The organism is Massilia sp. NP310, assembly GCF_019443485.1.
GTDB classification, from domain to species: domain Bacteria; phylum Pseudomonadota; class Gammaproteobacteria; order Burkholderiales; family Burkholderiaceae_D; genus Telluria; species Telluria timonae.
Window position 1 is genome coordinate 23,425 of record NZ_CP080379.1, and the last position, 23,308, is coordinate 46,732.

Below are 23,308 nucleotides of genomic sequence, written 5' to 3' on the forward strand. Positions count from 1 at the left end.
GAAGCTCCTAGATGCCGGCGCCGACGTCGCGGTGCTCCGCCGGGGTATCGCGAGGGACCCGGCGGAACAGCGGGATCGGATTGTCGACCGTCGCCTGGTAGGTTTCCGAAAACACCGACAGGCCCTTGAGCGCGTCGTGGATGCTGCGGTCTTGCCGGGTGGCGTAGGCGTCGAAGCCGCAGCGCGCCATCTGGAACAGCTGGTCGCGCAGCACGTCGCCGATCGCGCGCAATTCGCCGGTCCAGCCGAGGCGCTTGCGCAGGTTGTAGGCGATCGAATAGCCGCGGCCATCGGTGAATTTCGGGAAATCGATGGCGATCACCTGGAAGCGCTGCAGGTCGTCCTTCAGCACGGCCGCGCTTTCGTCCGGCGCCAGCCACACGCCCAGTTCTGCACGCTGTGCGAGCGCTTCACGCTGGGATTGCCACACGGTCAGCGGCACGATGATCTTTCCGGCCGGGACGTCGACGCTGTCGGCGGTTTGTCCCTCGTCGAGTTTCAGCACGCTCCAGTCGTCATCGACCACTTCGCGACCCTTGATGATCTGTGGGTGTCGGTCAAGCATAGTGGTCCTCTCCAACCAGTTCGCCCGCCGCGATCGGCGTGGCATAGACGTGTTCCTTGAATGGGGCGATCCCCAGGCGCTGCACGGTGTCGACGAAGCGCTCACCCTCGACGCGACAGCGGACATAGACTTCGAGCAGGCGACCGATGACTTCAGGCATCTGCACCGCCGAGAACGACGGGCCGATGATCTTGCCGATGGCGGATTCGTTGCCCTGGGCGCCGCCGATCGACACCTGGTACCACTCGCTGCCGTCCTTGTCGACGCCCAGCACGCCGATATTGCCGACGTGGTGGTGGCCGCAGGCATTGATGCAGCCCGAGATATTCAGTTCGATGTCGCCGATATCGTGCTGGAAGTCCAGGTCGTCGAAGCGTTCGGCGATGGCGGCGGCGATCGGGATCGATTTCGCGTTCGCCAGCGAGCAATAGTCGCCGCCGGGGCAGGCGATGATGTCGGTCAGCAGGCCGATGTTCGGCGTGGCCATGCCTTTCGACTTGGCCAGCTGCCACACTTCGAACAGCTTGCTTTGCTCGACGTCGGCCAGCACCAGGTTCTGCTCGTGGGTCACGCGCACCTGGCCGAAGCTGAAGCGGTCGGCCAGCTCGGCCACGAAGTCCATCTGCTCGGCGGTGGCGTCGCCCGGCGGCACGCCGGTCTTCTTGAGCGACAGCACGACGGCGGCGTAACCCGGCACCTTGTGCGGCTTGACGTTGCGATGGAGCCAGTTGGCGAAAGCGCGGTTATCAGGTTGCGACGCAGCGACGTCGCTATCGGCCAGCTCGCGGTAGGCATGCGGCTGGAACCACTTGGCCACGCGGTCGAATTCTTCCTGGGTGAGCGTCTCGGGGCCATCCTTGAGGTCGGCCCATTCTTGTTCGACCTGGCGCGTGAATTCCTCGACGCCGAGGGCCTTGAGCAGGATCTTGATGCGGGCCTTGTACTTGTTGTCGCGGCGGCCGTGGGTGTTATACACGCGCATCACGGCTTCGGTATAGGTCAGCAGGTGCTGCCACGGCAGGAATTCGCGGATCACGCTGCCCAGGATCGGGGTGCGGCCCATGCCGCCGCCGGCCATGAACTTGAAGCCGACTTCGCCGGATTCGCTGCGCACGACGGTCAGGCCGATGTCGTGCACGGCGATCGCGGCGCGGTCTTCCAGGGCGCCATTGATGGCGACCTTGAACTTGCGCGGCAAGGCCAGGAATTCGGGGTGGAAGGTGCTCCACTGGCGCAGGATCTCGGCGAACGGACGCGGATCGATGATCTCGTCGGCCGCCACACCGGCGTACTCGTCAGTGGTAATGTTGCGGATGCAATTGCCCGAGGTTTGGATCGCGTGCATTTCGACCGAGGCCAGGTCGGTCAGGATGTCCGGCGTCTGCTCCAGCTCGATCCAGTTGTACTGGATGTTCTGGCGGGTGGTGAAGTGGCCATAGCCGCGGTCGTACTTGCGGGCGATATGGGCGAACATGCGCACCTGGTCCGCCGACAGCAGACCGTACGGCACGGCCACGCGCAGCATGTAGGCGTGGCGCTGCATGTACAGGCCATTCTGCAGGCGCAGGGGCAGGAATTCTTCTTCCAGCAGCTCGCCGGAGAGGCGCCGGGCGACCTGGTCGCGATACTGTGCGATGCGCTCGCGCACGATGAGGTGGTCGTAATGGTCGTAGCGGTACATTAGCGGGGTCCGTATGGAGAGGCGGATGGTGTTCGCCCATTAAATAATGTCCCGATGATACGGAGCTAAGCTTATATTCCAAACTACGGATAATTTATTTGCTTATATACGTAACCCGAATAAGCATCTTAGAATGTCGTTCGCAGCAGCCTGATGTCCTTTACACAACAATAATTATCAAATGAATCTCCACCAACTGCGCTTCGTGCGCGAGGCCGTACGCCAGAACTACAATCTGACCGATGCCGCCAAGGCATTGTTCACCTCCCAGCCCGGGGTCTCGAAAGCCATCATCGAGCTGGAAGAAGAGCTGGGCGTCGACATCTTCACCCGCCACGGCAAGCGCATCCGCGGCCTGACCGAGCCGGGGCGGCTGGTGCTGCAATCGGTCGAGCTGATCATGCAGGAGATCGACAGCCTGAAACGCATCGGCAAGGAGTACGCGGCCCACGACAGCGGCAGCTTCACCATCGCCACCACCCACACCCAGGCGCGCTACATGCTGCCGAAGGTGGTGCAGGGCTTCATGCAGAAGTATCCGAAGGTGCGCCTGTCGCTGCTGCAGGGCAATCCGAAGCAGATCGCCGACATGGTCAAGAACGACCAGGCCGACCTGGCCATCGCCACCGAGTCGATCACCGCCGTCGAAGGCCTGATCACCTTGCCCGCCTACCAGTGGGAGCACGTGGTGGTGGCGCCGCCGGACCACCCGCTGTTCAAGTCGCGCGCCATTTCACTGGAAGAAATCGCCAGCTACCCCGTGATCACGTATGATGCCGCCTTCGCCGGCCGCAGCAAGATCGACCACGCCTTCGGCTTGCGCAACCTGAAGCCGGACGTGCTGCTGGAAGCGATCGACGCCGACGTGATCAAGACCTATGTCGAGCTGGGCATGGGCGTCGGCATCATCGCCGGCATGGCCTTCGACGCCGAGCGCGACCGCAACCTGCGCGCGCTGCCGGTCGGCCACCTGTTCGGCATGAACACCTCGCGCGTGGCGATCAAGCAGGGCGCCTACCTGCGCAGCTATATCTATACCTTCATCGAGCTGCTGACGCCGACGCTCAACCGCAAGATGGTCGAGTCGGCGATGCGCGGTGGAGAAAACTACGAACTGTGATGGAATGACGATGGACAATAATTGTGCCGTAAACCCGGTGATTGCCTACTACGACGGCATTGCCGCCCACTACGACAACGCTAGCGCCGACTATTCGGAAGAGCAGCTGGAAGACCTGGACGAGGCGCGCGAGCAGCTCGCCACCTTGCTGGCCGGCCACCGCATCCTGGAGCTCGGTTGCGGCACCGGCGCCTGGACCGAGGTGCTGGCCGAGAGCGCGGATTTCGTCCTGGCGACCGACGCCAGCGCAGCCATGCTCGACCTGGCGCGCATGCACGGCGAAGACCTGGACAATGTCGACTACCGCCTGGTCGACGCGCTGGCGCTGCCGGATGATCTCGGCAGCGGCGACGACAAGTTCACGGCCGTGTTCATGGCCGGCCTGTGGTCGCGCCTGACGCGCGACCAGCAGGAAGCGCTGCTGCTGTCGCTCAAGAAGCGCCTGGGCAAGGACGTGCTGCTGGTGGTTTTCGACGACGCCTATGTCGAAACCGAGAGCGCCACCATCGCCCGCACCGACCTGCAGGGCAATACGCACGAATTCCAGCTCGACGCCGACGGCAACCGTCACGAGCTGGTCAAGAACTACCCGACCGACAGCTATCTGCGCAAGCGCCTGGACAAGGTCGGCCGCGAGATCAAGATCGCGCGCTGGGAGTTCTATTGGGTGCTGACCTGCCGGTTGAAGTGATGGATCAGGAAGCACCGCAGGACCTGCACATCTGGGTCGACGCCGACGCCTGTCCGGGCGTCGTCAAGGACATCCTGTTCCGGGTGGCCGAGCGCCTGCAGCTGAACGTCACGCTGGTGGCGAACCAGCTGATCCGGGTGCCGGGCTCGCGCTTCATCCGCGCGCTGCAGGTGCCGGCCGGGCCCGACGTGGCCGATGCCGAGATCGTCGCGCGGGTGAACGCCGGCGACATCGTCGTGACCGGCGACATTCCGCTGGCGGCGCTGGTGCTGGACAAGGGCGGCCTGCCACTCAATCCGCGCGGCGAGTGGTACACCAAGGACACGATCGCCCAGCAATTGACGATGCGCGCCTTCATGGAAGAGTTGCGCGGGAGCGGCGTCGACACCGGCGGGCCGGCCGCCTTCAGCCAGGCCGACCGCCAGAACTTTGCGAATGCACTCGACCGCCAGCTGGCGCGGTCCAGGTCGCGCGCGCCGGATCGCCGGACCGGCGCCTAGCGTCGAACGGCAACATATATTGACCCGCGCACGATGCTGTTATTCTGTTGATAACAATGTTGTACTTGTTATAATTAGGCAAGGGTGCACGCTCCATTCCGGAGTGGGGCAGGATGCGCGATGGTCGGGCCGCCACGCGTAACAGTTCACGCCCATGTCAACCGGACGCAAGCGTGAACGTTGAGAGCTTGCCATGCACGCCAACGTCACACGCACTCGCCGCATCGAACCACTGTCAGCATTCCCGAAGGGGACCGCATGACGCGCGCCCGCTACGGACTGCGTTCGCCCGACAGCCCCGATGGCCGCAGCGGCGCCAGCCTGCTGATCGAGCGCATGTACGCCTGGCGCGGCTACCAGGCGGCAAGGCTCGACGCCGATGACCCGTACCGCATCACCCTGACCGCGTCCGACCGGGACGAGGTGGTGGGCACCCTGACCATCGGGATCGATGCCGGCCACGGGCTGATGGCCGACCATATGTACAAGCAGGAACTGGATGGTTTCCGGCGCGACGGCGCGCGCCTGGCCGAGGTCACCAAGCTGGCGTTCGACCATTCGGTCCAGTCCAAGCATGCGCTGGCCAGCGTGTTCCACCTGGCCTTCATCTACGCCCGCGAGATGCACGGCTGCACCGACGCCGTCATCGAAGTCAATCCGCGCCATCGCCGCTTCTACCAGCGCATGCTCGGTTTTCGCCAGGTGGGGGACCTCAGGACGAACCCACGCGTCAACGCGCCTTCCTACCTGCTGCACGTCAGCCTGGCCTATGTGGCAGAGCAGGTCGAGGCGGTGGGCGGCGCGTTCAAGCGCGGCATCGACACCGGCGAGCGTTCCTTCTATCCCTATTTCTTCTCGCCCGAAGAGGAGCGGGGCATCGCGGCGCGGCTGCTGCGGACCGAGGCCGTCGACACCGGTCCGAGCCAGGACGTGGCCAGCCGGTGGGCTCAGGAAAAGAGCCTGGGATCGTAGTGCCAGCGCTTGAGCGTGGTGGCGCCGATTGCGGTGGCGCCGTCATGCCGGGGATTGATCAGGACATTGTATTCGTCGGGCACGATCACGGACGGGACCAGCAGCAGGGCCGTTTCGCGCCCCATGACCCACGCGTCGCCGACGGTCCTGGAGGTGAGCCCGGCCGGAATCGCATCCCATCCCGCAGGCGGTGGATCGAGCACCCTGCGCGCAGCCCATAGCGCAGCGGGAATGTCGATCCTGACCAGGTAGCGGTTGTACGGCAGGCCTTCGCCGCTGAAATAGTGCACCGTTTCGAGCGTGGCGAGGGCGATGCTGCTGGCGCAATAGACGACGGGTGTACCCTTGCTGTTCCATCGTCCTCCCGTCGTCCTGGCGCCGATGCCTTGCATATCGTGGGCGTTGTAGTCAGGCGTTTCGCTGGCGATCCGCCAGGCCGTGACGGTCACGCGTAGACCCCGCTTTGCGTCCGCGCGAGCAGTTCGGCCACCAGGCGCTGGCCCTCGATGGTGTCCATATAGCTGGCCGGCGTCGCGCCAGCCAGCGCCGGAACCGGACTGGCGAGCCAGCCGGCCACCCAGCGCGCCGCATCGAAACCATCCGGATCGCCCGATTGCTGCACCATGGTCTGCACCATGCCGATCAACATGCCCACCCCGAGCACGCGCTCCGACTCGTCCCTGGACAGGGGCGTGGCGTTTCTTTCCTTGCGATTGATCGTGGCCCGTGACAGGCCGAGGCTCGCGAGCAGGTTTTCCTTGCTGATGCCCATCTGCATGGAGAGCTCGCCGATGCTGGAGGCGGGAACACCTTCGCGGATGAGCGCGATCCTGGCCTGCGGGTCGACGTGGTAGAGCTGGCTTGCCTCGGCGACGAAGTGAGTGGATTCGCCAGTCGCGGCAGCGGCGAAATGGGGAGCATCGGCCCGGCCGGATGTCGCGCCGCCGGGGCTGGGCTTCCCGCCGCGCGCTGCGCTTGCTTTTGTCTTTGGTGACCTGGACATGATCGTCTCCTTTGATCCTTCACTCTAGTTCAGATGAGGCAAACGATCGTTGGAATGTGGTCGACCATTGATCGGTCACAAACGATGACCAAGGCGGCTGCAGAGATAGTTGAGGGCGCCATGAAAAACGCCGGCATGGCCGGCGTCAGGCGTCCCGCGGACGCGGGAACAAAGTGGAGACCTCGCACGCCGCCCGCAGGCGACGTGCGTGGCCCTGCGTATCAGAACGAGTGACGCAGGCCGACGGTGAACACCGACGGATCGGCGCCCAGCGCGGTGGCTGGCGGGGTCACGTTGTTCGACGAGGCGTTGATGCCGAACACGCCGCGGCTGTTGTTGCGCAGCTGGGCGTAGGTGGTATAAATGTTGGTGCGCTTCGACAGCGAGTAGGTGTACGACACCGACACGGTGTTGCCCTTGGCGTCGGTGTTGTCCAGCTTCTGTTGCTGGAAGTTCAGGAAGAACTTGTTCGCGCCGACGGCGTACGAAGCGCCGATGTTGGCGTTGGTGTATTCAGGGTTGACAGCGTTGCCGGCGCCTTCCAGCTCGGCCTTCATCCAGTTGCCCTTGATTTCGAACGCGCCGAAGTTGTAGCCGGCGCCGAACGCCATTTCCTTGTCGTCGCCTTCGGTCAGGCGCTCGATGGTGTGGTAGCCGGCGCCCAGGTACAGGCCGCCGTTCTTGTATTCCAGCGATGCGCCCATCAGGTCGCCCGACGGGTCGACGGTCGTTTCGCCGGTCGAGTAGGCGGCGTTGACGACGAAGCCCGACAGCGAGTTCGATTTGTAGTTGACCGAGTTCGCCAGGCGACGGGTCAGGCGGCCGGTGCCGAAGGCCGACAGGTTCGAGCCGTACAGGCCCTGGCCGTTGATGTCCGATGCGGCGGCGACGGCGGCGATCGGCGAGTATTCGCGACCGACGGTCAGGGTGCCGAACTCGCCCTGCAGGCCGACCACGGCGCGGCGGCCGAACGTCTGCGAGTCGGTGGCGCCGGTGTCGAGCGACACGCCGGCTTCGATGTTGAACAGGGCTTTCAGGCCATTGCCGAGATCTTCGGTACCGCGGAAGCCCAGGCGGCTGCTCGACTGGTTGCCCGAGCTGACGGTGGTACGGCGGTCTTGACCCGGCGCATCGGTGTCTTCCAGGGCGATGGCCGCGTCCATCACGCCGTAGATCTGGACGTTGGTCTGGGCTTGGGCGAACAGTGGCAGGGACGACAGCACAGCGGCGGCCAGGAACTTATACTTCATGAAGATCTCCAGTTTGGTTTCGACAAGATGTTGAGTTATCAATCAACTCAGATCGACAGCGATCTTATCGAGCCAATATGTCGAGTTCATGACATCCTGACTATGTTGTTTTTACGCAATAACCGAATAATATTCTTTACTTTCGGCATCCGTAGAACATGTCAGACGACGTGTCCGCTCAGCGGCAGCACGATGTCGATGCGGGTGCCGGGCGGTTCGTCGCCGGCGATGGTGATGTCGCCGTGCATGGCCCAGACCCGCTCGCGCATGCCGACCAGGCCCAGCGACTGGGCCTTTTCCATGTCTTCGGCGCGGATGCCGCGGCCGTCGTCCTGGATCGTCACCAGCAGCTCGCCATTGGTGCGATACAGATTGAGCAGCACGTTCTGCGCTCCCGCATGGCGCGCGATATTGGTCAGCGCTTCTTGCACGATGCGAAACACGGCCGTGCTGGCGGCGTCGTCCAGGCGCAGCTCGGCCTCGTCGGCCAGCAGCGTGCAGGCGATGCCGTGGCGTTCGACGAATTCTTCGCGCAGGCCCTGCAGCGCGAAATACAGGCCGCCTTCGTCGAGCGCGCGCGGACGCAGGTTGGTGGCGATGCGGCGCAGCGAAGTGATGGCGGTGAGCAGGTTGTTTTCCATGCCGGCGATCAGGCGCACGCTGGCGTCGGGCAGGTGGTCGACCCGCGTCAGCAGGGTCAGGTCCATGCGCAGCGAGGCCAGCAGCTGGCCCAGGTCGTCGTGCAGTTCGCGCGCGATGTGGGTGCGTTCTTCTTCGCGGATGCTCTGCAGGGCCGATGACAGCTGGCGCAGCTGGTCGTGCGAGCGCGCCAGCTTTTGCTGCACCAGGTGGCGCTCGGACACGTCGCGCAGGATCACCGTGAACACGAGGCGGCCTTCGTGCTCGATGCTCGAGATCGAGCCCTCGACGGGAAACAGCTGGCCGCCGGCGCGGATGCCGGTGACGGCGTAGTCGGTGGCGCGCCGGCCGGCACGGCCGCTGCCGGCCGGGAAATAGTCGAATGGGGTATGCGCCTCCGGCGTGGGCTGCTGGATGAAACGCGACAGCCGGGCGCCCTGCATCGCGCTCACGCTCGAATTGAACATCTGCGCCGCGGCCGGGTTGGCCAGCAGGATGGTGGTGTCCTCGTCGACCGACAGGATGGCGTCGCTGGCGCTGTGGACGATGCGGCGGCCGTCGAAGCTGCGCGCGCCGCGCTGCGGACTGCGGGCGCGGCGCAGGGCGGCGGCCATATTGCCGGCGCAATAGCCGCCCAGGAAGCCGGCCACCAGCACGGCCGGACCGGTGCGGCGACTGCGTACCCTGCGCTGAGGTCTCATGCGGGAAACATAGTGAGAGAGGACGGCCGCGGACGCGGGCCGGGACCTCTACATTACGCGCAAGAGAAGAGCAGGGCGTTGAGGGGAGACAAGGCGGAGCAGCGCTCGAGCGCTCACATCTGCTTGAACAGGTGCAGGAAGCTGCGGCTGACCTCGAGCTTTTCCGGGCGGCCCTTGACCAGCACGAGGTGACGGCCGCGGATGTCGCGCGTCACGCCCTCGATCGCATTCACGTTGACCAGGGTCGCACGGTGGATCTGCCAGAACAGCGACGGGTCGAGCTCTTCGGCCAGGTCGCGCACCGGCTTGCGGATCAGCGCCTCGAAGCTGCTCGTCTGCACGGCCGTGTATTTCTCGTCCGAACGGAAGAACAGGATGTCCTCGACCGGGATCATGCGCAAGTCCTGGCCGATGCTGGCCTGGATCCATTGCAGGTGCTTTTGCTTCGGCGCGGCGATCTTCTCGGCCAGCTGGCTCAGCATGGCCGACACGCTGTCGTTGACGCCGCCGGCGGCCTGCGGTTTTTCCAGGCGTTCCTTGAGGCGGTCGACCGTGATCTTCAGGCGGTCCGGCTCGGTCGGCTTGAGCACATAGTCGATCGCGCCGCGCTCGAAGGCTTCCACCGCGTACTGGTCGTAGGCGGTGACGAAAACGATCTGGCTGGCGTCGCCGATCTCGCGCGCCGCTTCCATGCCGGTCTTGCCCGGCATGCGGATGTCGAGGAAGGTCAGATCGGGCTTCAGCTCGCCGACCAGCTGCACGGCTTCTTCGCCATTCTTCGCTTCGCCGACGATCTGCAGTTCGGGCCAGGCTTCCTGCAGGCGCATGCGCAGCTGGTCGCGCATCAGTCTTTCGTCATCGGCAATAATCGCGGTAGGCATGGTGGTCTCTTCTCGGGTTTATTATTGAATGATTATTCAATGAAACAGGGCGTCAGGCAAGCCGGGCGGCTGACTGGCGGTTTCAGGTTTGTTTCGACAACTGATAAGGCACTTCGATCGTCGCGATCACGCCGCTCGGGCTGTTGGCGCCGATGTGCAGGCGGGCGCTGTCGCCGTGCAGCAGCTTGAGACGGTCGCGGATCGTCTGCAGGCCCAGGCCGGTGCCGTCGCTCGGCACCACGCCGAAACCCACGCCGTCGTCGGTCACGGTCACGCGCAGCTTGCTGTCGGCCACCTCGGCCACGATCCTGAGGGTGCCGCCTTCGGGCTTGCATTCCAGGCCGTGCTTGATCGCGTTCTCGACCATCGATTGCAGCATCATCGGTGGGAAGGCCGCGCTGCGCAGGCCGTCCGGGATCTGCAGGTCGACCGTCAGGCGTTCTTCCATCCGCATCTTGAGCAGGGCCAGGTAGGCGCTGACCATGTCGACCTCGCGTCCGAGGCCGGTGAGCACGGCGTTGTCGCGCATCTGCGGCAGCACCGCGCGCAGGTACTGGATCAGGCTGCGCTGCATGGCCGAGGCGCGCGGCGGGTCGACCCGGATCAGGTGCTCGACCGAGGCCAGCGTGTTGAACAGGAAGTGCGGTTCGACCTGGGCCTGCATCATCTGCATCTTCGTTTCCGACAGCTGGCGCTGCATGGCTTCGCGCTCGGCGGCGGCGTTGGCGACCTGGGCCACAGCATCGGCGCGCTTCTTGCCGCCCACCAGGGCCTTGGTGCCGAACAGGGCGAGCAGGAGCAGCAGCACGAAGTTCATGAACCAGGTCGAGGCCTGCTTGTGGTAGCGCGACACCTTCTGCTCGGCGGCGTCCTCGACCGCCGCTTCGATGGCGTTGGAAAGTTCTTCGCCGATCTGCGGCGGCAGCTCGATGTGGACCGAATCGTCGCCGGGGTGGATATTGACGCCGGCGGCGCCGATGGCGGGCGGCTTGGGCGGCAGCGGTGGACGCGGCGCCTCGGGCGCATCCGGATCCACCGGGTCCGCCGGCGCCGCCGGCTCGGCAGGGTCCGCCGGCTCGGCCGCGCCGCTGCGCGCACGGGTGCGCGGATTGAAGCGGATGCCGCTTTCGTCGATCAGGATGCTGGCTTCGCTGCGCCGCCCCGCCTCGCGCTCGGCGCGCGCGATTTCTTCCTGGGCCGGGCCGTTGAACAATTCTTCTTGCAGGATGCCGGCGGCGGTCAGGGTCAGGCAGGCGAACAGGAGGAATTTCCACCACGAGAGCTGGGTAACCCAGGTCGCCACCGCGTCGAAGGCCCGGTAGAGCCACGACAGGATGCCCGTCAAATACTGTTGTGTCGAACTGCGTGCTTGCATGGTCGTCAATCTTGTCTGCCCATCGCCGGGGTGGCCGACGATGGAGCGTTGGAATGATGCAACTTTAACGCGCCGGGCGCGTCAGGGCCAGCCCCCTGCGACAGCCTGCAGGATTCGGGGAATGGACGGTGCGCATGCGCGGCAAATGATCGAACTCAACAGCTATTAATTAGAAACATTGCAAGGTAAGATGTTCCTCTCCGATGGCCGGGCCTTTTGGCCACGTTCTGGGACCAATCACAACCGACGATGAAAGGGTGTGCTAGATGTCCGCTATTCCCCACAAATTCCGCCTCGTGACCCGCAGCGACTTCGACGGTCTCGTGTGCGCCGTGCTGCTCAGGCATCTCGACCTGATCGACGACATCCTGTTCGTCCATCCCAAGGACATGCAGGACGGCAAAATCGTGATCACCGCCCGCGACATCACGACCAACCTGCCTTACGTCGCCGGCGCCCACCTGGTGTTCGACCACCACCTGTCGGAAACCATCCGCAATACCGGCCGCCGCGAGAACCACATCATCCATCCCGAAGCGCCGTCGGCGGCGCGCGTGGTGTATGACCACTATGGCGGCGCGCGCACCTTCCCGGCCGCCTGGAACACCATGATGGCGGCGGTCGACAAGGGCGACTCGGCGCGTTTCACGCGCGAGGAGGTGCTCGATCCGCAAGGCTGGGACCTGCTGAACTTCCTGATGGATGCGCGCACCGGCCTCGGACGCTTCCACGATTTCCGCATCTCCAACTACCAGCTCATGATGGACCTGATCGGCCACTGCGCCACCCAGGACATCGAACAGTTGATGGCGCTGCCGGACGTCGTCGAACGCAGCACCCTGTACCACGAGCACAGCGCGCGCTGCAAGGAACAGATCCGGCGCTGCGCCAGGGTCGAGGGCAACCTGGTGGTGCTCGACCTGCGGGGCGAATCCGTAATCTACGCCGGCAACCGCTTCATCATCTATGCGCTGTTCCCCGAGACGAACATCTCGATCCATGTGCTGTGGGGCGTGAAGCAGCAGAACACGGTGTTCGCCACCGGCAAGTCGATCCTCAACCGCACCTCCAACACGAATATCGGCGCGCTGATGCTGGAGTACGGCGGGGGCGGGCACGAGAACGCCGGCACCTGCCAGGTGGACAACGAAGTGGCCGAAGAGGTGCTTGGGGCGCTCATCAAGCGCATCACCAGCGAAGGCTGACGCCGCCGCGCGAAGTCACCGCTGCGCCAGCATCCGGCACGCGGCCTCGGCGGATAACGGCTCGCTGAACCACTGGCCCTGCATCTGGTCGCAACCGTGGCTGCGCAGGAACTCCACCTGCGCCTCGGTCTCGACCGCTTCGCCGACCACGGTGATGTCGAGGTTGCGGCCGATGTCGATCAGGGCCTTGGCCAGCGAGCCGCCTCGGCCGTGGTCGGCGATATTGTGCACCGCCGCCTTCGACAGCTTGACCTGGCGCACCGACAGCTGCTGCAGGAAGTTCAGGTCGGAGATGCCGCGCCCGAACTGGTCGATCGACAGCATGGCGCCGACGTCGCGCAGCTGGGCCGCCAGGTCGCGTCCCAGTCCCGGATTCCGGATCAGGTCGGCCTCGGGGATCTCGATCTCGAGGGTGCCGGGCGGCAGGCCGTAGCGCGACATGCGTTCGGCGATGCCGGCGATGAAGGTGGGCCGGCTGTATTCGCGGTGCGAGACGTTGACCGCCACCGGCAGCGCGGTATAGCCGGCATGGCGCAGCTCGCGCGCGAAGGCGCAGGCCCGGTCCAGCACCCGGTTGCCGATATCGACGATCAGTCCGCTTTCCTCGGCCTCGGCCAGGAACGCCGCCGGCAGCATCACCCCGTGTTCGGGATGGCGCCAGCGCAGCAGCGCCTCGAAGCCGCGCACCTTGCCGCTGCGCGCGTCCATGCGCGGCTGGAACAGCAGGAACAGTTCGTCGTCGTCGAGCGCGCTCTTCATATTGCCGGCCAGGATCGCGCGCGCTTCGCTGGCCGAGCGCATTTCGGTGGAATAGAAATGCACGCCGCCGCCATTGTTCTTGGCCCGGTACATGGCCATGTCGGCCGCCCGCACCAGGTCGGCCGAAGTGCGGCCGTCGTGCGGGAAGGCCGCCACGCCCAGGCTGGCGCCGACCGGGATTTCGCTGCCGCCGAAGGCCACCGGCATGGTCAGCGCACGGCGCACGCGCTCGACCATGCGCAAGGTGTAGCGCAGGCTGGGCTGGTCGACCAGCACCATCACGAACTCGTCGCCCGACAGGCGCGCCACCGTGTCGCTGTCGCGCACGGTGGCCTGCAGGCGCCGCGCCACCACCTTCAGCACCGCGTCGCCGGCGTCGTGGCCGAAGGTGTCGTTGATGATCTTGAAGTTGTCGAGGTCGATCAGCACGGCCGCCACCAGCGTCTGGTGGCGCTGGGCCAGGTGCAGCGCGTGATCGAGCCGGTCCCATAGCAGCGTGCGGTTGGCCAGGCCCGTCAGGCTGTCGTGGTTGACCTCGTGTTCGAGGCGGTCGGCGCGCTGCTTGCTGGCGGTGACGTCGACCAGGATGCCGACGAAGTGGGTCACCTGGCCATTGTCGTCGTGCACCGGCGTGATGTTCAGGTCGTTCCAGAACAGTTCGCCGTTCTTGCGCAGGTTGCGCAGCACCACGTGCACCGAGCGCTGCTCGTGCAGCGCCTGGCGCATCCGGTTGCGCTCGTCCGCATCCAGCCCGGGCGCGGCCATGAAGCGCGGATCGCGGCCGATGATCTCGTCGGCCGCGTAGCCGGTGATGCGTTCGAAGGCCGGGTTGACGTATTCGGTCGGATGGTCGGGGCCGCCGTTATGCGCGATGATCACGCCGTTGCTGGCAGCGCCCAGGGCCCGCTTGTACAGGTGCAGCTGACGCTCGTGCGCGCGGCGCTTGGAGATATCCATGCCCATGCCGAACAGGTATTGGCCGCCCTTGCAGTCGATGCGGGCGCCGCGCAGCAGGACGGGGGTTTCGCGTCCGCTGCGCGAGACGTAATCGACTTCCATCTCGAGTTCGACATTGTCGTCGAACATGCGGCGGACCTTGTCGGCGAATGCGCCGCGGTCGCGCGGGTCGAGCATCTCGAACGCATTGGCCGTCGCCAGTTCTTCCGGCATCATTTCACAGACGCGTTCGAGGTTGTGGTTCCACATCAGGATGCGGCCTTCGCGGTCCAGGATGTAGAAGGTGCCCGGCAACAGGTCGACCACGTCCTTCAGCGCGGTGGCGCCGAGGCGCTCGGCATCGGACAGGGCAGGGGTTGCCGGAATCACGGTGACGCTGTAGCCGCGCGCCGCGCCGCTTGCATCGAGCTGGGCCGCGAGCGTGACGCTGGCCGCGCGCCCCGCCGGCAACGCGAGCCGGGCGGCGCCGGCCTCGAGCAGCTCGGGCCAGGGCGGCGCGCCCAGCAACTGCGCGGCGTCCCGGCCGAGGGCATCCGCCGCCGCCAGGCCGAACAGTGCGGCGCATTGGGGGTTCCAGGTGATGATCGTACCTGCGTCGTCGGCCAGGAAACTGGCCTGCTCGGAGGGGTCGAACGCTGACATGTCGGGCCGCCTTTCTCGCAACGGAGCGCGTGCCGCTGCGGCCCGCGCTTGCGTGAAGCCAGCTTACACCTGTTCCGAATTCACTTGGCAAGCGTTACGTGCCGTGCGCAACAGGGGCGGGCGCCAGGCGCCATGGATGCGTGTACGCGACATGGCGGCCGCCGCGCACGAAGCCTGCCAGGGTCAGCCCCGCGCGGTCCGCCAGCCGCACTGCCATCGCGGTCGGGGCCGAGATGGCGGCCAGCAAGCCAATGCCGGCGCGCGTCGCCTTCTGCACCATCTCGAAGCTGGCGCGGCTGGTGACGAGCGCAAAGCCGGCGCCGGCATCGATGTCCGCGCGCGCCAGCGCCCCCACCAGTTTATCCAGGGCGTTGTGGCGGCCCACGTCTTCGCGCACCAGCAGCAGGCGGCCGTCACGGTCGGCCCAGCCGGCCGCATGCATGGCGCCGGTGGCCTGGTGCAGGCGCTGCTGGCCGGACATGGCCGCCATGGCGCACTGCAGCACCTGCGGCGCGAACGGGCCGGTCGTCTGGCGGATGGCGCCGTCGCGCGGGTCGTGCGGCGCCATCTCGCGCTCGAACCAGGCCAGGCTGTCGATGCCGCACAGGCCGCAGCCGGTCTTGCCCAGGCGTGCGCGCCGCGTTGCCTTCAGGCGCGCCATGGCGCCGGGCGCGATGTCGATGGCCAGTGCGATGCCGTGCGGGCCGGCCTCGACCTCGACCGCACGCACGTCGCGCGGCGCGCGGACGATGCGTTCGGACAGCGAGAAGCCGACGGCGAAGTCTTCCAGGTCTTGCGGCGAGGCCAGCATCACCGCGTGGCTGATGCCGTTGTAGACCAGCGCCACCGGCACTTCCTCGGCCAGCAGTTCGCTGCCGTCGTCGAGCACGCCGTCGCGCCAGCTTGCCGCCGGCACGCTGCTGGCCAGCGCGAACGCGGCATCGTCGGCCCCGGCAAAAGGCGCGCGCGCGTTCATGGCGCCGCCGCGGCGACGCTGCGTTCGAGCAGCACATCGATCGACTTGGCCGCCGGCACCTTGCTTTCCTTGGCGTGGTGCCACAGCGGAATCAAGGGGTTGCACTCCGGGTAGTAGCCGGCGATGCAGCCGGCCGGCACGTCGTAGGGGACGATCTGCAGGCCGTCGACGCGGCGCTCGACGCCGTCGTCGCTGCTGGTGCGCAGCGCCACCACATCGCCTTGCCGCAGGCCGTGGCGCGCCATGTCGGCCTCGCCCATGAACAGCACCATGCGGCTGCCGCGCACGCCGCGGAAACGGTCGTCATTGCTGTAGATCGTGGTGTTGAACTGGCCGTCGCTGCGGATCGTGAACAGGCGCAGCACGCCCGCGCCGCCGTCCATGTCGGGGTTGCCCGGCAGTTCGTCCGGCGTCGTGAATTCGGCCTTGCCGCTCGGTGTCTTCCAGATCCGTTCGGCGGCGGCGAGCGGCTTGCGGAAACCACCCGGCGTCCACATGCGTTCATTGAAATCGTGGAAGATCTCGGGGAAGGTGACGCCCATGGCGTCGCGCACCTTGCCGTAGTCGGCCACCCAGGCATCCCAGTCGACGCGCGGGTTCGGATCGAGCGTGGCCTTGGCGATGCCGGCCACGATGGCGGGCTCGGACAGCAGGGTCGCCGCGACCGGCTCGGCCATGCCGCGCGAACCGTGCATGCACGAGGTGCTGTCCTCGACCGTCACCGCCTGCGCTCCCGAACGCTGGCGGTCGATCTCGATCCGTCCCAGGCAGGGCAGCAGGTAGGCAGCCTTGCCGTGGATGACGTGATTGCGGTTGAGCTTGGTGGCCACCTGCACCGTCAGCGGCAGCGCGCGCCACGCCGCTTCCATCAGGCGGGTTTCCGGCACCGCGCGCAGGAAGTTGCCGCCCAGGCCAATGAAGGCTTGCAGCTCGTGCTTGAGGATCGCTTCGCAGGCATCGACGGTGGTCAATCCCTCGTCGCGCGGCGGCTCGAAACCGTACTGCTCCTTGAGTTGATCGAGCGGGGCGAGCTCGGGCTTCTCGGTGATGCCGACCGTGCGCTGGCCCTGCACGTTGGAGTGGCCGCGCACCGGGCAGATGCCGGCCCCGGGCTTGCCGATATTGCCGCGCAAGAGCAGCAGGTTGACCAGCATGGTCACGTTCTGCACGCCGTTGCGGTGCTGGGTCAGGCCCATGCCGTACACGCCCATCGCGGCGCCGGCCTTGCAATACACTTCGGCCGCCTGTTCGAGCGCGGCGCGCGGCAAGCCCGCTTCGCGCTCGATCGCGTCCCAGCCGCAGGCGCGCACGGCGCGCTCGAATGCGTCGAAGCCGTGGGTGTGTTCCTGGATGAAGGCGACGTCGATCACGCGCTGCGCGCCGCTTTCCCGGGCAGCGTCGTCCAGCGCGAAGATGACCTTGCACATGCCCATGATGGCGGCCGTGTCGCCGCCCGGCCTGATCTGGTGGTACTGGGTGCTGATCACGGTCTCGTGCCCGGTGAGCATCTCGAGCGGCGATTGCGGGTTGGTGAAGCTCACCAGGCCGCGCTCGCGCAAGGGGTTGAAGGTAATGATCGGCACGTCGCGTCCGCGCGCTTCCTGCAGCTGGTGCAGCATGCGCGGGCTGTTCACGCCCACGTTCTGGCCGAAGAACAGGATGCAGTCGGTGTGCTTGAAGTCGTTCAGGCCCACCGTGCCGACGCCGACGCCGATGGTCTTTTGCAGGCCGACCGAGGTGCTTTCGTGGCACATATTCGAGCTGTCCGGCAGGTTGTTGTTGCCGTACATGCGCGCCAGCAGCTGGTACATGTACGAGGTTTCCAGCGAGGCGCGGCCGGAGGCATAGAACACCACCTGCTTGCGATCGCAGGCGCGCAAGTGGGCGCCGATCTCGGCGAACGCGACTTCCCACTCGACCGGGCGGTACTTGTCGCTGGCGGGATCGTAGCGCAGCGGCGCCGTCAGGCGGCCGTGGTCTTCCAGCGCGTGGTCGCTCCAGCCTTCCAGTTCGGTGAGCGTGTGGCGGTCGAAGAAATCGGGGCCGATTGCCTTGGTCGTGGTTTCCCAGGCGGTGGCCTTGGCGCCGCTGGAACAGAACTCGAAAGGATGCGGGTCGGCCGGCTTGGCCCAGGCGCAGCTGACGCAGGCATAGCCGTCCGGCTTGTTCTGCTTGAGCAGCAGGCGCGTGTCCTTCAGCACCACGTTCTGGCCGGTCAGGGCGTTCTTGACGTCGTCCACCGAGCCCCAGCCGCCGGCAGGCATGGTGGCGGATTCGACGCGGACGGTTTTCTGTTGATTGCTCATGGGCTCTCCTTGCTGGTGGAAGGGCTACCGTAGCCGCCACCGGAGCCGACTCTCGGTGCGTCCGCGCACGTTGACGCGCATCTTGAACAAATGGCGGGTCATTTCGAGGGCGACAAGCTTCAGCGGTGGGTGACTGGAAGTGCGATTATAGCCAAATACCTATCGTTTCTATAAAGATAATTGATTTTATAAATAACATACTCATCTATAAGATAGCTATCTCGACTTGAACTTAAATAGGTTTTGACTATGAGCTATGCTTTACCTTCCGCTGGGCGCCTGGCCCTGTGCGCACTGACCCTGACTGCCGGCGCCATGGCGCTGGCCCAGGGCGCCTATGCCCAGACGCTGACCAAGGACAATGGCGCTCCGGTTGGCGACAACCAGAACAGCCAGACCGCCGGTCCCGGCGGTCCGACCCTGCTGCAGGACGTGCACCTGATCCAGAAGCTGCAGCGCTTCGACCGCGAGCGCATCCCGGAACGCGTGGTGCACGCGACCGGCACCGGCGCCCACGGCAGCTTCGTCGTCACCGATGACTTGTCGGACTTGACCAAGGCCAAGATGTTCAAGCGCGATACCGTGACCCCGGTGTTCGTGCGCTTCTCGACCGTGATCCCGAGCCGCTCGGGCGCGGAAACCGTGCGCGACCCGCGCGGCTTCGCCACCAAGTTCTACACCCAGGAAGGCAACTGGGACCTGGTCGGCAACAACCTGCCGATCTTCTTTATCCGCGACGCGATCAAGTTCCCGGACATGATCCACGCGCTGAAGCCGGACCCGGTCACCAACGTGCAGGAGCCGGAGCGCGTGTTCGACTTCTTCTCGCACGTACCGGAAGCGACCGCCATGCTGACCCGCGTATATTCGAACTACGGCACGCCGGCCAACTACCGCCAGATGGATGGCAGCAGCGTGCACGCCCTCAAGCTGGTCAATGCCAAGGGTGAATATGTGTACGCCAAGTTCGCGTGGAAATCGCGCCAGGGCGAGCGCAACCTGCGTCCGCAAGAGATCCCGCTGATCCAGGGCAAGAGCACCGCCCACGCCACGGTCGACCTGTACGAATCGATCAAGGCTGGCAAGTTCCCGCGTTGGGACCTGACCGTGCAGGTGCTCAAGCCGCAAGAGCTGGACAAGTTCGACTTCGACCCGCTGGATGCGACCAAGATCTGGCCCGGCATCCCGGAGCGCAAGGTCGGCACCATGACCCTGGACCGCGTGCCTGACAACTTCTTCGAAGCGACCGAGCAAGTCGCACTGGCGCCGGGCAACCTGGTGCCGGGCATCGAGCCTTCGGAAGACCGCATGCTGCAGGGCCGCCTGTTCTCGTACATCGATACCCAGCACCACCGCCTGGGCGCGAACTTCCAGTCGCTGCCGATCAACAAGCCGCTGGTGCCGGTGCGTAATCACCAGCAAGATGGCCAGGGCAATATCGATGGTCGCAAGGGCAGCGTGAACTACCAGCCGAGCCGCCTGGCGCCGCTGGTCGAAGACCCGAATGCACGTTCGAGCAACCTGCCGCTGACCGGCACCACCCAGCAGCAGCGCATCGCCAAGACGCTGAACTTCCGCCAGGCCGGTGAGTTCTACCGCTCGCTGAGCAGCCAGGACAAGGACGACCTGATCGCCAACCTGTCGGGCGACCTGAAGCGCGTGCAGAACGTCGAGACCCGCGAGACCATGCTGGCGCACTTCTCGAAGGCCGATGCCGACTACGGCAAGCGCCTGGTGAAGGCGGTTGGCGCCGATCCGGCGAAGATCGCGGCGCGTGTCGCGGCGCTGAAGGAGTGATGTGATGGCTCCGCGCCGCATGAGTAGGTGGCGGCGCGGTGCCTGTAAGCAGTAACGCAAACGCAAATGCAAAAAGCCACGGCAATGCCGTGGCTTTTTGCATGGGAAGCCGTATTCCGGGCAGAAAAAAGCCACGGCATGACCGTGGCTCTCGTCGATACAGCGGAGACGCTTACGCCGCCGCCACTTCCTGCTTCACCGGCAGCGCGATCTCGTTGTTCACGCTGAACTGGTAATCCTTGAACACGTGTTCCGCGCTCAGAATCTGGTAGTTGCCGTCCGCCAGCAGGTGGGTGGTGTCCTTCAGGCGGTAGGTGTAGTGGCCGCAGGTCCAGCAATTGAAGTTGCGCATGTGCGTGCACAGGCAGGTCTTGTCCATCACGACCACTTTCTTCTGGTCGGGATGGGCCTGCACCTCGCGGTTGTACGAGTTGATGTAGGCGCAGTTGCCGGTGGCGTCCAGCAGGTAGCCGTAGGATTCGCAACCCGGGCGAATGCCGGAGCCGATCGCCGGGGTATTCTTGAGCATGCGCATCGGATAGCCGGTCGGCGACACGCCGTTGACTTCGATGTCTTCTTCGCTGGCGCGGAAGTATTCCTGCTTGACGTTGTCCGGCAGGCCGCATTCGTGGGTGACGGTGAAGCGGGTCGCCACCTGCACGCCGCCGGCGCCTTTTTCCAGGAATCCGGCCGCGTCCGAGCCCGTAAACACGCCGCCGGCCGCGATCACCGGGATGCCCAGCTGCTCGGCCTGCATGAAGGCGAGCACCTCGTCCATGATGGTGTGCAGGTCATACTGTTTCCAGTCATCGATGCCGAAACCCAGGTGGCCGCCGGCCAGCGGGCCTTCGACGATCACGAAATCGGGCTTGCGGTCCAGGCGCGACACCTTCTTGAGGAACAGCTGCAGCGCGCGCACCGAGGACACGATAATGCCCAGGTGGGCGTCGCGGAAGCGCGGGTGGTCCTTGATCAGCTCGAACGAACCGAGGTGCAGGCCGGCCGACAGGGTGATGCCGTCGATGCCGGCGTCCAGCGCCGAGGCCAGGCGCACGCGCAGGGTTTCCTTCGGCGCGTTCATGGTCAGCTTTTCCATGCAATTGACGTAGATAAGGCCATCGCCTTTCTTCGCTTCCATGGTCGCGCCGACGTGGCGACGGGTCGCCTCGGCCAGGTGATCCAGGTCGAACTGGACCACCGCCTTGTTCATATTGTTGATGTTGAACTTGTAGGTCTTGGTCTTGTCTTTAACGAAGGTGGTGTCGAACTTGCGGTCGGACACGTCCTGGGACATGGCGTCGGAGATATGACCGATACCACCGAGGCGGGCCGCTTCCAGGGCCAGCTCGGACGTCGAAATGTCCACACCCATTCCGCCGATCATGATGGGCACATATTCCTTGTTGCCCATACGTAGGCGGAAATCATCAACACGTTTCATTGCTATCCTTAGACTACCTAATCTGCCCGGGGTTGCGGCGACGCGCAACGTCGTGGAAAACGCGCACGAATTTCGCACGGCGCCATTCTACTCCAAGCGGGGCAAGGCGCCGCAGAACATGTCCGCGCGCGCCTTGTCTCAAGCCGGTCATGCCGGCCACAAGCGACTCAGTGCTACAACAATCAGTCGCGGAAATTATTGAAGGCCAGCGGCAGGTCTTGCACGTCCTTGCGCAGCATCGCCATTGCCGTTTGCAGGTCATCGCGCTTGGCGCCGGTGATGCGCACCGACTCGCCCTGGATGCTCGCCTGCACCTTCATCTTGCTTTCCTTGATCAGCTTGGTGATCTTCTTCGCGTCTTCGGTCTCGATGCCGTTGCGCACCTTGATCACCTGCTTGACCTTGTCGCCGCCGATCTTCTCGACCTTGCCTTCGTCCAGGAAGCGCACGTCGACCTTGCGTTTCGACATCTTGTTGATGAGCACGTCCTTGACCTGGCCGAGCTGGAAATCGGAATCGGCGAGCAGGGTCAGTTCGCGCTCTTTTTGTTCGACATTGGCCGAGCTGCCCTTGAAGTCGAAGCGGGTCGTGATTTCCTTGTTCGATTGCTCGACCGCGTTCTTGACTTCGACCATGTCTGCTTCGCAGACCACATCAAACGATGGCATGGAGTGTCCTTTTCGAATATTGCTTTAGATGAATCCCTCTATTTTAGCGGACAACGGCCCGGATCGCGACCGTTTTGCCAGGCTGGAAAGTCGGGAATGCGTGAACCACTATAATGAAACGACATTTTCCATCCCGACCGTCATGCATCCAGACCTGCCCATCGTCCACGACCAGCCGCTCGCCGGCCTGAATACCTTCCGCATTCCCGCCTCGGCGCGCCGCTACCTGCGCGTCACCGGCGCCGAGCAATTGACTGCGGTGCGCGCCGATCCCGCGCTCGCCGATCTGCCGCGCCTGGTGCTGGGCGGCGGCAGCAACCTGCTGTTCACCCAGGACTTCGACGGCCTGGTGCTGCACATGGCCGGCCAGGGCAGGGAGATCCTCGGCCAGCAGGGCGACAAGATCCTCGTGCGCGCCCAGGCCGGAGAAAACTGGCACGCCTTCGTCGGCTTCACGCTGGACCAGGGCCTGGGGGGCTTGGAAAACCTGTCCCTGATCCCCGGCACGGTCGGCGCCGCGCCCATCCAGAACGTGGGGGCGTATGGCGTCGAAACCAAGGATGTGTTCCACAGCCTGACCGCCTTCGACATGGCCAGCGGCGAACTGCGCACCCTGGACGCCGCCGCTTGCCGCTTCGGCTACCGCGACAGCATCTTCAAGCACGCCATTGGTCGCGATCTCATCGTGCTGGACGTCACCTTCGCCCTGCCGGCGGCCTGGCAGCCGAACCTGCGCTATGCCGAACTGGCCAACGCGGTGCAGGAAGCGGCGCTGGCGGCGCCGACGCCGCGCGATATCGGCGCCATCGTCGAAGCGATCCGCCGCCGCAAGCTGCCCGATCCGCTCGAGATCGGCAATGCCGGCAGCTTCTTCAAGAACCCGGTGGTGTCGAACGAAGAATGCCGGCGCCTGCTGGAGACGTATCCGAACCTCGTCCACCATGCCCAGCCGGACGGCAGCGAAAAGCTGGCGGCGGGCTGGCTGATCGACCAGTGCGGCTGGAAGGGGAAGAACATCGGCCCGGCAGGCGTCTACCCCAAGCAGGCGCTGGTGCTGGTGAATCTGGGTGGCGCGCAAGGCGCCGACGTGGTGCGCCTGGCCCAGGCCATCCAGTCCGACGTGGCGGCCCGCTATGGCGTGGCGCTGGAACCCGAACCCGTATTCATTTGAGGACTACA

Annotated in this window: 20 protein-coding genes; 7 read left to right on the forward strand and 13 right to left on the reverse strand. The window is 65.2% G+C overall.

Features of this window, described 5'->3' with window-relative positions; translation table 11 throughout:
- Window positions 1–7 precede the first annotated feature (7 nt).
- Window positions 8–565, reverse strand: a complete 558-nt coding sequence (locus tag KY496_RS00145; RefSeq protein WP_219863316.1) for a DUF934 domain-containing protein — start codon at window positions 563–565, stop codon at window positions 8–10.
- Window positions 558–2,246, reverse strand: a complete 1,689-nt coding sequence (locus KY496_RS00150) for a nitrite/sulfite reductase (RefSeq protein ID WP_184234410.1) — start codon at window positions 2,244–2,246, stop codon at window positions 558–560. The genes KY496_RS00145 and KY496_RS00150 overlap by 8 nt, the downstream gene beginning before the upstream one ends.
- 181 nt (window positions 2,247–2,427) lie before the next feature.
- Between KY496_RS00150 and KY496_RS00155 the strand changes: the two genes are divergently transcribed.
- The 4 genes from KY496_RS00155 to KY496_RS00170 all read left to right on the forward strand — a co-directional run bounded on the left by KY496_RS00155 (window position 2,428) and on the right by KY496_RS00170 (window position 5,529).
- Window positions 2,428–3,366, forward strand: a complete 939-nt coding sequence (locus tag KY496_RS00155; RefSeq protein ID WP_184234407.1) for a CysB family HTH-type transcriptional regulator — start codon at window positions 2,428–2,430, stop codon at window positions 3,364–3,366.
- A 10-nt stretch (window positions 3,367–3,376) separates the two neighbouring features.
- A complete protein-coding gene (locus KY496_RS00160) occupies window positions 3,377–4,057 on the forward strand; it encodes a class I SAM-dependent methyltransferase (protein WP_005669316.1) in 681 nt (226 codons plus the stop codon).
- 23 nt (window positions 4,058–4,080) lie between these two features.
- Entirely contained in the window at window positions 4,081–4,557 is a 477-nt protein-coding gene (locus KY496_RS00165; protein ID WP_184235559.1) for a YaiI/YqxD family protein, read from the forward strand.
- A gap of 258 nt (window positions 4,558–4,815) precedes the next feature.
- Entirely contained in the window at window positions 4,816–5,529 is a 714-nt protein-coding gene (locus KY496_RS00170; RefSeq protein WP_219863318.1) for an N-acetyltransferase, read from the forward strand.
- Here KY496_RS00170 and KY496_RS00175 read toward each other — a convergent pair.
- The 6 genes from KY496_RS00175 to KY496_RS00200 form a co-directional block, all read right to left on the reverse strand.
- The gene (locus tag KY496_RS00175; protein ID WP_184234400.1) at window positions 5,505–5,978 is read right to left on the reverse strand and encodes an RES family NAD+ phosphorylase; all 474 of its coding nucleotides are present in this window, start codon (window positions 5,976–5,978) and stop codon (window positions 5,505–5,507) included. The two genes, KY496_RS00170 and KY496_RS00175, sit on opposite strands and share 25 nt — an antisense overlap.
- The gene (locus KY496_RS26960) at window positions 5,975–6,532 is read right to left on the reverse strand and encodes an antitoxin Xre-like helix-turn-helix domain-containing protein (protein ID WP_005669324.1); all 558 of its coding nucleotides are present in this window, start codon (window positions 6,530–6,532) and stop codon (window positions 5,975–5,977) included. Before KY496_RS26960 ends, KY496_RS00175 begins: the two co-directional genes overlap by 4 nt.
- A 221-nt stretch (window positions 6,533–6,753) precedes the next feature.
- Entirely contained in the window at window positions 6,754–7,782 is a 1,029-nt protein-coding gene (locus tag KY496_RS00185; RefSeq protein ID WP_184234397.1) for a porin, read from the reverse strand.
- Window positions 7,783–7,943: 161 nt separating this feature from the next.
- Window positions 7,944–9,122: a histidine kinase gene (locus tag KY496_RS00190; protein ID WP_219863319.1), complete on the reverse strand. Its 1,179-nt coding sequence runs from the start codon at window positions 9,120–9,122 to the stop codon at window positions 7,944–7,946.
- A gap of 113 nt (window positions 9,123–9,235) precedes the next feature.
- Window positions 9,236–10,003, reverse strand: a complete 768-nt coding sequence (locus tag KY496_RS00195; protein WP_219863321.1) for a LytTR family DNA-binding domain-containing protein — start codon at window positions 10,001–10,003, stop codon at window positions 9,236–9,238.
- Window positions 10,004–10,085: 82 nt separating this feature from the next.
- Window positions 10,086–11,378, reverse strand: coding sequence for a sensor histidine kinase (locus KY496_RS00200; protein ID WP_219863323.1), 1,293 nt, complete (start codon window positions 11,376–11,378; stop codon window positions 10,086–10,088).
- 266 nt (window positions 11,379–11,644) lie between these two features.
- On the opposite strand from KY496_RS00200, the gene KY496_RS00205 reads away from it, so the two are divergent.
- Window positions 11,645–12,583, forward strand: a complete 939-nt coding sequence (locus KY496_RS00205) for an exopolyphosphatase (RefSeq protein WP_219863325.1) — start codon at window positions 11,645–11,647, stop codon at window positions 12,581–12,583.
- A gap of 15 nt (window positions 12,584–12,598) precedes the next feature.
- On the opposite strand, the gene KY496_RS00210 is transcribed toward KY496_RS00205, so the two are convergent.
- The 3 genes from KY496_RS00210 to KY496_RS00220 all read right to left on the reverse strand — a co-directional run bounded on the left by KY496_RS00210 (window position 12,599) and on the right by KY496_RS00220 (window position 18,223).
- Window positions 12,599–14,941, reverse strand: coding sequence for a bifunctional diguanylate cyclase/phosphodiesterase (locus KY496_RS00210; RefSeq protein WP_219863326.1), 2,343 nt, complete (start codon window positions 14,939–14,941; stop codon window positions 12,599–12,601).
- Between the two features lie 94 nt (window positions 14,942–15,035).
- On the reverse strand, window positions 15,036–15,917 hold the full coding sequence (gene fdhD, locus KY496_RS00215; RefSeq protein ID WP_219863327.1) for a formate dehydrogenase accessory sulfurtransferase FdhD: 882 nt from the start codon (window positions 15,915–15,917) through the stop codon (window positions 15,036–15,038).
- Window positions 15,914–18,223 (reverse strand): FdhF/YdeP family oxidoreductase, encoded by a 2,310-nt coding sequence (locus KY496_RS00220; RefSeq protein ID WP_219863329.1) that lies wholly within the window; start codon window positions 18,221–18,223, stop codon window positions 15,914–15,916. The genes fdhD and KY496_RS00220 overlap by 4 nt, the downstream gene beginning before the upstream one ends.
- A gap of 249 nt (window positions 18,224–18,472) precedes the next feature.
- On the opposite strand from KY496_RS00220, the gene KY496_RS00225 reads away from it, so the two are divergent.
- The gene (locus KY496_RS00225; protein WP_071363466.1) at window positions 18,473–20,020 is read left to right on the forward strand and encodes a catalase; all 1,548 of its coding nucleotides are present in this window, start codon (window positions 18,473–18,475) and stop codon (window positions 20,018–20,020) included.
- Window positions 20,021–20,192: 172 nt separating this feature from the next.
- On the opposite strand, the gene KY496_RS00230 is transcribed toward KY496_RS00225, so the two are convergent.
- Window positions 20,193–21,461 carry a nitronate monooxygenase gene (locus tag KY496_RS00230; RefSeq protein WP_071363465.1) on the reverse strand — a complete coding sequence of 423 codons (1,269 nt, stop codon included), beginning with the start codon at window positions 21,459–21,461 and terminating at the stop codon, window positions 20,193–20,195.
- A 182-nt stretch (window positions 21,462–21,643) separates the two neighbouring features.
- Window positions 21,644–22,129 carry a YajQ family cyclic di-GMP-binding protein gene (locus KY496_RS00235; protein ID WP_005669348.1) on the reverse strand — a complete coding sequence of 162 codons (486 nt, stop codon included), beginning with the start codon at window positions 22,127–22,129 and terminating at the stop codon, window positions 21,644–21,646.
- Between the two features lie 142 nt (window positions 22,130–22,271).
- On the opposite strand from KY496_RS00235, the gene murB reads away from it, so the two are divergent.
- Window positions 22,272–23,300 (forward strand): UDP-N-acetylmuramate dehydrogenase, encoded by a 1,029-nt coding sequence (gene murB, locus KY496_RS00240; protein WP_040777129.1) that lies wholly within the window; start codon window positions 22,272–22,274, stop codon window positions 23,298–23,300.
- The last annotated feature ends 8 nt before the right edge of the window (window positions 23,301–23,308 follow it).